The organism is Nonomuraea sp. NPDC001684 (genome assembly GCF_053596515.1).
Window position 1 is genome coordinate 1 of sequence record NZ_JBSFGJ010000389.1, and the last position, 8838, is coordinate 8838.

Here is an 8838-nt window from a genome sequence, read left to right on the forward strand (position 1 = left end):
CTGTCCAAGCCTGGTGGCGAGCCGAGCCTGTCATTGGCTTTGGCCGTTTATTGTCAGCAGCGTCCGGTCCACGTCGTGAGCAACGCGCCGGCCCTGCTGATGCTCAGGTGGTAGGCCGACGTCGTCCCGCTGGTGACCGTGAACAGGAAGGAGTTGGTCACGCTGACCGGCTTGTAGCGGAACTCCAGGGTCTTGCGCGCGCTCGCGGTCGTGGTGCGGGCGGCCTTGGCCATGAGGGTGGTGGACTTGTCGGACAGGGTCAGCGCCCGGTCGGCGCCCACCTCGTACGGCGACACCCACGCCGCCGACAGGCTCTGGTAGCCGCGCGGGCGCAGCCAGATCGGGTCGTTGTCGAAGGTGTCGGTCGTGGAGTAGAGCTCGACCTCGTTGAGCATCGCGCAGCTCGGGCCGATCTCGGCGTCGCAGTCCGGCGTGGCCTCGACGACGACCTTGACGTGCCGGCCGGTGGCGTTCACCGGCTGGTGGCGCAGCGCGTAGTCGGTGCGCCCGGTGACCGTGGCCACCGGACGGCCCCAGTCGGCGCCGTCCTTGGAGACGTAGACACTGGCCGAGGCCGGGTGTCCCGGGCGCAGGCTGAGGCCGATCCGGTTGAAGGTCTGCTCGCGGTCCAGGTGCAGGACGTACTCGCCGGGGCCCTGGGAGACGGCGCTGGACCAGTACGCGGTGCTGCCGTCGAAGGCGCCGTCGGGGCGCACCCGCGGCCGCCGGGCGTCGGCCCAGGTCATGTTCGTCTCGACGGTCAGCTCGCCGGCGCGCTGCTTGGCGGCCAGGTCGATCCGGCCCGCGCCGGGGGCCAGGACGTCCAGGTGGCGGCGCTTGACGGCGTACCAGCCGCCGTTCTCGAACCTGCCGCTCGCCGGGCAGGCGGTCTCGTTCAGCGTGCCGTCGGCCTTGACGCCGGGCAGCTTGCAGTTGTCGAAGAGCTGGACCAGCCGGTTGGCGCCGACGGCGGCCAGCGCCGTGTAGCCGGACGAGCCGTGCGTGTCGTAGACGCCGTCGCGGTTGTGGTAGGTCACGCGCTGCTGCGTCCAGGAGTCGCCGCGGCCGTCGGGGGAGATCGCCAGCCAGTCGTCCGGACGGCCCGCGCTGAGCACCAGCACGCCGTTGGGCATGAGCAGCAGGCGCGGGGCCACGCCGCGCACCGTGCAGCTCTGGCCGGACGGCTGCAGGTCGCGCACGGCCGACCAGGTGCGGCCCTCGTCGGTCGAACGGCTCCAGGCCAGCGTGGAGTAGGTGCCGCCGTCCTTGCGCATGACCGCCAGCAGGCTGCCGTCGGCGGTCTGCTCGACGGCCGTCTCGTTGTACGTCGCCTCGCCGGCCGGGCGGGCGATGACGCCGCGGCGGGCGAAGGTGCGGCCGCCGTCGGCGCTGGCGTACAGCTCGGCCTGGTTCTTCCCGCCGGTGGCGGTGTAGCGGGCGTAGACGGTCACCAGGACGGTCCCGTCGGCCAGCTGGATCGGCACGCCGTGCGCCACGCCACCGCCGACCAGCTCGTCCGGGCTGGTGAAGGTGGCCTTGGCGGTGTCCCAGGTCTGGCCGAGGTCGGTGGAGGTGTGCACGTCCAGCTCGTTGGTGCGGGCGTCGACCTTCGACAGGTAGTAGGCGGTGCCGAACAGGCGGCCGTCGTGCAACTGCACCGGCGCCTCGCGCAGCGGCGTGCCGCGCGCCGGGCCGAAGGTCAGGCCGCCGTCGGCTCCTTGGCCGCCGGGCGCGGGCTGGGGTAGACCCAGTCCACGAAGGCGTCGCTGCCCGATCCGGCCAGGTAGCCCTCACGCGGCCCCGACTCCTGGGCGGTGAGGGCGGGCGTGTCGGGAATCGAGCAGTACGCGGCCGCGTGCGCCGTCCCCTGCAGGACGACGGGAAGGGGGGCCAGCAGGCAGGCGGCGAGCAGCGCTCTGGTGGGCAGCACGGGGGAAGGACTCCTTGCGCAACGAACGATCGACGTCCGTTTTGTCGTTTATTTACGCAAGAAGGCTATATTTGACCAAAAGTGGAGGTGTAAGTTGTAACTACCTTATGTCCGCTTTGTGATGAAGTGCGGGTCAGTCGTCGAGCCCGCGGGCCGACAGCGCCTCGCCCAGCGCGTCCGCGTGCCGCAGAGCGCCCACCACCAGCGGCACCGCGAAGGCCCGCATGCTGCGCTCGACCCCCCGCGCCCGCTGCGCCTCTCTGATCCGCACCGCCAGCGAGGCCACCACCGGCACGCTGCGCACGGTGAGCGAGAGCAGCAACGACAGCCGGAACGGGTCCAGCCCCACGAACCTGACCGGCGACAGGACGCGCTCCAGTGCCGCCAGCATGTCCGCCGTCCGCGTGGTGAGCGTCACCAGCCCCGCCAGCGCCACGGCCAGCACCACCCGCAACGTCGAGGACAGCGCCGCGTCCAGGTCCGCGAACACCAGTTGCAGCACGAACAGCATGACCGCGAACCAGCGCACCGGCCGCACCTGCGCCCACGCCGCCCGCCCCCCGACCCGAGCCGACGCGTACAGCGCCGCCGCCACGACCGCCGCCCCCGCCAGCGCCACCGGCGGACGCACCAGCACCAGCGCCGTGCACGACACCGCCAGCCCCGCCAGCTTGACCCCGGGCGGCAGCCGGTGCAGCCACGAGCCGCCCGGCACGTACGCCCCGGTGAGCCCGTTCACGCCATCAGCTCGGTGTAGTGGCCGATCGCCTCGGCCGGCGTGCCGTCGGCGACCACCCGGCCCTCGTCCAGCACCAGCACCCGGTCGAACCCGGCCAGCAGCGGCAGGTCGTGCGTCACCGCCACCACCTGCTGCGGCATCTCCCGCAACAACGCGGCCACCTGCCGCGAATGGCGCAGGTCGAGCAGCGTCGTGGGCTCGTCCATGACCAGGATGTCGGGTTCGAGCACCATGACCGCGCACAGCGCCAGCAGCTGCTTCTGGCCGCCGGACAGGTGGTGGGCGGGATGGTCGGCGTGCCCGTCCAGGCCGTGCCGGGCCAGCACGTCGTGCACCCGGCGCTCGACCTCCTCGCGCGGCAGGCCCTTGCGGCGCAGGGAGAAGGCGACGTCCTCGGCCACGGTCGGCATGACGATCTGCGCGTCGGGGTCGGTGAACAGGAACCCCACCCGCCGCCTGATCCGCGCGGCCTGCCGGCGGGTGTCCAGGCCGAGCACGGTGACCTCGCCCGAGGTGGGCACCGCCAGGCCGTTGATCAGCCGGGCCAGCGTGCTCTTGCCCGAGCCGTTCGCGCCGACCACGCCCACCCGGCGCTCGGTCAGGCTCGCGGTGACGCCGCGCAGCACGTCGCGGGTGCCCAGCCGGACGTGCACGTCGGCGAACTCGATCACGCGACCACCTCGAACAGCGCGGCCACGCCCAGCCCGCCGCCCACCGCCGCGGCCGCCAGCCCCAGCGTGCCCGCGGGCGCCCCGGCCCGTACCAGCCTGGAGAAGAGCCTGGTCACCACCACCGCGCCGGTCGCGCCCCACGGATGGCCGAGCGCCAGCGCGCCGCCGCCGGCGCACACCCGGTCGCGGTCGGCCTCCAGCGGGTCGAGGCCGAGCGCGTCGGTGACGGCCAGCACCTGCGCCGCGAACGCCTCCACGATCTCCACCGCGGCCACCCGTCCCATGTCCACCCCCGCACGTGCCAGCACCCGGCGGACCGCGGGCACCGGCCCCCATCCGGGCAGCGCCGGATCGCACCCGACGACGGACCCGGCCAACAGCCGCAACCCCGGCAGGCCGGCCCGCTCGGGCGCCAGCGCCACGGCGGCCGCGCCGTCGCTGACCGGGGAGGAGTTACCGGCGGTCACTGTACCGCCCGGCACGAACGCCGCGGGCAACCGGGCCAGCGACGCCGCCCGCAGCGCCCTGGGACGCTGGTCCTCCGACCGGCCGCCGACCGGCACGATCTCCTGGTCGAAGGCGCCCGCCGCGCGGGCGGCCAGCGCCTTGGCGTGGCTGAGGCGGGCGTAGTCGTCCTGGCGGGCGCGGCTGATGCCGTACGCGCCGGCCAGGGCCTCGGCGGCCGGGCCCATGTCGGGGTCGGGATGGCCCTCGGGGGCGAAGGGAGCCCGGTCGTAGGGACGGTCCGCGCCCCGCGGCGTGCGCAGCGGCGCGGTCGAGGCGCTCTCGGCTCCCCCGGCGATCACCAGCTCCATCTCCCCCGCGGCCACCGCCTGCCCGGCCACCAGGATCGCGGCCAGCCCGCTGCCGCACTGCCGGTCGACGGTCAGGCCGGGCACGCCGTGGCCGAGCCCGGCGGCCAGCGCCGAGACCCGGGCCACGTTCCCGCCGGGGCCCATGCAGTTGCCGAGCACCACGTCGTCCACCGGCCGGCCGGCCTCGGCGGCCACCGCCTCGATCACGGGGGCGGCCAGCCGGTCGACGCTCACGTCCTTGAAGGCGTGCCCGGCCGTGCCGATCGGCGTACGGCGTGCCGCCACGACGACGGGGCGTCCGCCCACCTCAGACCAGCCTGCGGAGCTCGGGGTCGCCGCCGGCCAGCCGGTCGGCCACCAGGCCGCGCGCCGGCTTGCCCGACCCGGTGCGCGGCAGGGCCGGGACGGCGTACCAGCGGCGGGGCCGCTGCGCCACGTCCAGCCCGCTGCGCGCGACGGCCTCCAGCAGCGCGCGCGGCGGCGGCGAGGCGCCCTCGACCACCGCGGTCACCACCGAGCCGAGCGACGGGTGCGGCGACCCGATCACCACGATGTCCCCCACCCCCGGCACGTTCCGCAGCACCGCCTCGACGTCCTCGGGCACGACGGTCGCGCCGCCGGTCTGGATCGCGCCGTCACCGCGCCCGCGCACCCGCAGCACCTGCCCGGCCCGGTACGGCTCGGCGAGGTCGCCGACCGTCATCCAGCCCGCGCCGTCGCGGCGCAGCGGACCTCTCGCGCCACCCAGATAGCCGTCGGCCAGCCACGGCGAGCGCGCCCACACCTCGCCCAGCGTGCGCCCCGGCTCGGCCCTGACCTCGATCTCGACCTCAGGAAAGGCCCGCAGCCCGCTCCCGTCGGGGTCGAAGGCCACGAACGACAGCTCGGTCGCGCCGTAGTAGGACATCACCCGCACCCCCGCCCGCTCGGCCAGGTCCCGGGCCTGCCCGCTCAGCGCCGCGCCGCCGACGACGGCCGTACGCAGGCGGGGCGCCTGCTCCAGCACCTCGGACAGCCGGTGGGGCACCAGATGGATCGCGGTCGCCGCGCGCAGCGACGCCGCCGTGGGCCGCCCGCCCGGCACGACGGCGGTCGCGCCGACGGCCAGCGTGTGCACGGCGGCGAAGGCGTACAGGGAGGAGACCAGCGGGCCGGGCACCAGGACGACGTCGGCCGGGCCGATCCCGGTCAGCTCGGTCAGGTGCGGGAAGGACCGCGTCCAGGACGCGCGGGTACGCGCCACCGCGCGCGGCCGGCCCGTGCTGCCGGAGGTGAAGCACGCCCACGCCCGGTCGCCGGGACGGGGGTCGGGCACGAGGGGCGCGCCCGGCGCGGACGGCAGCGGCTCCTCGACCCGCAGATCGGCGCCCGCTGCCCCGGCCACCCGCGCCCACCGCTCCGCGCTCCACGCCGGATCGCCCACCAGCGGCGTCACCCCCGCCAGATCGGCCGCCAGCACCGCGACCAGCAGCTCGACCGGGTCATGAAGGGCGATGGCGGCCAGCTCGCCGCGCCCGCGAAGCTGCCGCGCGCCGCCCTGGACGCGTCCGGCCAGCTCGCCGTAGGTCAGCCAGCCGCCCGGGCCGCGCAGCGCGACCCGGGACGGGCCGTCGGCGGCGTGCCGCAGGACGTGCTCGGCGACCGGCATCAGCGCACCCGTTCGCGGTGGACGGCCGGCACGGCGTCGGGATAGGCACGCTGCGTGCCCCTGGCCACCAGCGCGGCCACCACCGCCTTGAGCGCGTCGCCCGGCAGGAACACCGCGCTGAGGGCCAGCGCCTTGGTTAGCGGCAGCCCGGTGACCAGCGCCTGCACCGGCACGCCGACCAGGTAGACCACCCCGATCCCGCCCACCGCGCACGCCACCAGCAGCCGCAGGACGCTCGGCGTCCGGCCCGCCCGCTCCACCAGCAGCCCGGTGACGGCGGCCCCCGGGACCCAGCCGAGCAGGAACCCGGCGGAGGCGGCGGTGAACACGCCGAGCCCGCCGCGCCCGCCCGCCAGCAGCGGCAGCCCGGCCGCGACCAGCACCAGCAGCACGACCACCGCCAGCGCCCCCCGCCGGCTGCCGAGGATGGCCCCGGCCAGCATGACGCCGAGCGTCTGGAGAGTGATCGGCACCGCGTTGCCGAGAACGTTGACCGCCCCCGGCGCGCCCAGCACCGCGATCAGCGCGGCGAACACCGCGATCCTGGCCAGGTCACCGGTGGGGAACCGCCGCCGTCTTCCTGCGTTCGTCATGAGGACGATCCCACACCAGAACGGGTCGATCCCGCATGCAGGGTTCCCACAACACCGGCGGCTACGCCTTGTCAGAGGCGCTCATGCAGTGCGCCGTCCGGAACGCGTTGGTGATCTTCGTGTGCCAGGAGTCCAGCTCGCGGGCCGACAGGGTGGCGTTCGGGAAGGTCACCGTGACCCGCCGGGACACCCCGGAGATCGTCGCCGCCATGGAGACGTGGATGCGGTCGGGGATCACCGTCGTGCCGTCGGGGTAGTGCACCTCGACGCGGTAGTCGGCCACCGCGCCGCCCTTGGCCTCCAGGCAGGCGCGGGCGCCGTTCTCGACGCGGAGCATCAGGCCCTGGTTGATCTGCCTGCCGCGCATGGGGACCAGGTTGTAGCGCAGGCTGGCGCCGGAGAAGGAGGAGGCGATGAGATGGCCGCCCTGCCAGTCGCCGCTGCCGCCCCAGTTGCCGACGGTGGCCTCGCACCCGCTGCGCGCGGCCGCCTTCCTGGCCAGCCGGGGGGCCAGGGCCTGGGCGGGCCGTCCGGCGCCGTCGGTGGTGTAGGTGCGGGAGCCGTCCTTGTAGGTGTGGTTCTTGGCCAGGTGCCGGATGCAGGCGGCGGCGTCGGTGCTGATCGTGGGGCTGGTGCTGGGACCGGCCGCCTGGGCGGGGGCCGTCAGGGTGGCGGCGGCCAGCGCGGCGGCGCACAGGACAGGGGGGAGCCGGGTCATGGGCATGAGAAGGCATTCCTCTCGCGGGGGACGCACGACGGGCCCGCGTCGGCGGGTTGCTTCGCCCTGTCGGCGAGCGCGTCGGCTTTGTCGCGATAGTGATGCCCCGACGACGTTGTAGCGGAACGTGGCCAGAACGCTACTGTTCGTAGTGATTACAGGTAGGTCGCCCTGTTCACGGTTCGACGACGGCCCAGCCGTGCGGGGGCAGGGTGAGCAGCGAGCCGTCCAGGACGCCGTTCCCGGCGGCCAGGCTTCCGGTGAACGGCAGCGTGACCTGCGACGGCTCGTCGGCGGTGCTCAGCGCCACGGCCAGCGCGTGATCGCCGGAGCGGCTCTCGTAGGCGTAGAGCTGATTGGACAGGACCAGGTCGGTGGTGTGGGCGCGGGACAGCCACCGGTGGCGGCGGCGCACCGCGACGAGCCGCTTGTGCAGGTCGAGGACCGGCAGGCCGGTCGGCGGCATCTCCAGCGGGGAGGCGGGGAAGGCCGGGCGCACGGCGTCGTCGCCGCCCTCGCGCTCCTCCTTGACGCCGCGCAGGGCGTACTCGTCGCCGGCGTACAACGAGGGCGTGCCGGCGACCGTCATCAGCACGGCCAGGGCGTGCGGCAGGTGGCGCTCGTCGGCCAGGCGGCTGGCCAGGCGGGTGACGTCGTGGTTGCCGACGAACGTCATCGGCGCGAAGGACTCCGCGAACGCGGTGTGGCGCTTGAGCGCCCAGGCCAGCTCGAAGGCGTTGCGGTCGTTGAGCGAGCTCCAGATCGCCTTCCACAGCTCGTACTGGGTGACCGCGTCCACGCCGGTCTCGGCCACGAACGCGGCGTAGTCGCCGTGGATGACCTCCCCCACCACGTACGCCTCGGGCCGCCCGCGGCGCACCTGAGGCAGCACCCGCGCCCAGAACTCCGGCGGCACGGCGTAGGCGGCGTCCAGCCGCCAGCCGTCGGCGCCGCGGTCGAGCCAGTGGGCCATCACCGCCGCGACGTGCTCGGCGACGGCCGGCTCCGCGTGGTCGAGCGCGACCAGCGACTGGTGCCCCTCGAAGTCGTCGTGCGCGGGAGCGCCGCCGCCGGCCGGCCAGCGCAGCCGGAACCAGCGCGCGGCCGCCGAGCCCGGCCCCTCGCGCAGGGCCTGCTGGAAGCGCGGGAAACCCCGGCCCACGTGGTTGAAGACGCCGTCGAGGAGCAGCCGCAGCCCGCGCTCGCGCGCGGCCGACACCAGCGCGTCGAAGTCGCCGTCGTCGCCCAGGCGCGGATCGACGCGGAAGTGGTCGAGGGTGTCGTAGCCGTGCGTCTCGGCGGCGAAGATCGGGCCGAGCTGCAGCCCGTCGGCGCCCAGCGCGGCGGCGTGGTCGAGCCACGGCGTCAGGCCCGCGAGCCGGTGGGTGACCCGCGGCACGGCGGCCGGCTCGGCGCCCAGGAAGCCCAGCGGGTAGACGTGCCAGAAGATCGCCTGCTCTGCCCAGGACGGCACGTCAACCCCCCGATGAAGATCCGAAGCTCATTCTAGGCGGGGCCCCGCCGGGAGCCGCCCGCCGGGGCCCCGACCGGGTCACGCGCCGGTCGGGAGGCGCTTGTAGAAGAAGCTGCAGTCGAGCAGGGTGCCGTCGGGGGCGCCGGCGTAGCCGGGCACGACGCCGTAGCGGGTCCAGCCGCCGGTGCGGTAGACGTGCTCGGCGGCGCTGCCGGTCTCGGTGTCGAGCACCAGCAGGCCGGCCCCGGCC

Annotated in this window: 9 protein-coding genes; all 9 read right to left on the reverse strand. The window is 75.0% G+C overall.

Features of this window, described 5'->3' with window-relative positions; translation table 11 throughout:
* Positions 1 to 53: 53 nt before the first annotated feature.
* Positions 54 to 1658: an exo-alpha-sialidase gene (locus ACWCSD_RS40780; protein WP_449922915.1), complete on the reverse strand. Its 1605-nt coding sequence runs from the start codon at positions 1656 to 1658 to the stop codon at positions 54 to 56.
* 41 nt (positions 1659 to 1699) lie between these two features.
* Positions 1700 to 1930 (reverse strand): hypothetical protein, encoded by a 231-nt coding sequence (locus tag ACWCSD_RS40785; protein WP_397156838.1) that lies wholly within the window; start codon positions 1928 to 1930, stop codon positions 1700 to 1702.
* A gap of 133 nt (positions 1931 to 2063) precedes the next feature.
* On the reverse strand, positions 2064 to 2669 hold the full coding sequence (locus ACWCSD_RS40790; protein ID WP_449922918.1) for an energy-coupling factor transporter transmembrane component T family protein: 606 nt from the start codon (positions 2667 to 2669) through the stop codon (positions 2064 to 2066).
* Entirely contained in the window at positions 2666 to 3340 is a 675-nt protein-coding gene (locus tag ACWCSD_RS40795; protein ID WP_387675053.1) for an energy-coupling factor ABC transporter ATP-binding protein, read from the reverse strand. The genes ACWCSD_RS40790 and ACWCSD_RS40795 overlap by 4 nt, the downstream gene beginning before the upstream one ends.
* Positions 3337 to 4461: a thiolase family protein gene (locus ACWCSD_RS40800; RefSeq protein ID WP_449922922.1), complete on the reverse strand. Its 1125-nt coding sequence runs from the start codon at positions 4459 to 4461 to the stop codon at positions 3337 to 3339. Before ACWCSD_RS40800 ends, ACWCSD_RS40795 begins: the two co-directional genes overlap by 4 nt.
* A 1-nt stretch (position 4462) precedes the next feature.
* A complete protein-coding gene (locus ACWCSD_RS40805) occupies positions 4463 to 5803 on the reverse strand; it encodes a class I adenylate-forming enzyme family protein (protein WP_449922925.1) in 1341 nt (446 codons plus the stop codon).
* On the reverse strand, positions 5803 to 6396 hold the full coding sequence (locus ACWCSD_RS40810; protein WP_352330044.1) for a biotin transporter BioY: 594 nt from the start codon (positions 6394 to 6396) through the stop codon (positions 5803 to 5805). Before ACWCSD_RS40810 ends, ACWCSD_RS40805 begins: the two co-directional genes overlap by 1 nt.
* A 61-nt stretch (positions 6397 to 6457) precedes the next feature.
* Positions 6458 to 7114, reverse strand: a complete 657-nt coding sequence (locus tag ACWCSD_RS40815; RefSeq protein WP_449922929.1) for a DNA/RNA non-specific endonuclease — start codon at positions 7112 to 7114, stop codon at positions 6458 to 6460.
* Positions 7115 to 7289: 175 nt separating this feature from the next.
* Positions 7290 to 8588 carry an alpha-amylase family protein gene (locus ACWCSD_RS40820; RefSeq protein WP_449922932.1) on the reverse strand — a complete coding sequence of 433 codons (1299 nt, stop codon included), beginning with the start codon at positions 8586 to 8588 and terminating at the stop codon, positions 7290 to 7292.
* Positions 8589 to 8838: the final 250 nt, after the last annotated feature.

What these genes read in the sequence shown, in the direction of transcription:
- ACWCSD_RS40815 (WP_449922929.1), bottom strand. Translation starts at nt 7,114, where the DNA reads ATGACCCGGCTCCCCCCTGTCCTGTGCGCCGCCGCGCTGGCCGCCGCC.
- ACWCSD_RS40810 (WP_352330044.1), bottom strand. Translation starts at nt 6,396, where the DNA reads ATGACGAACGCAGGAAGACGGCGGCGGTTCCCCACCGGTGACCTGGCC.
- ACWCSD_RS40805 (WP_449922925.1), bottom strand. Translation starts at nt 5,803, where the DNA reads ATGCCGGTCGCCGAGCACGTCCTGCGGCACGCCGCCGACGGCCCGTCC.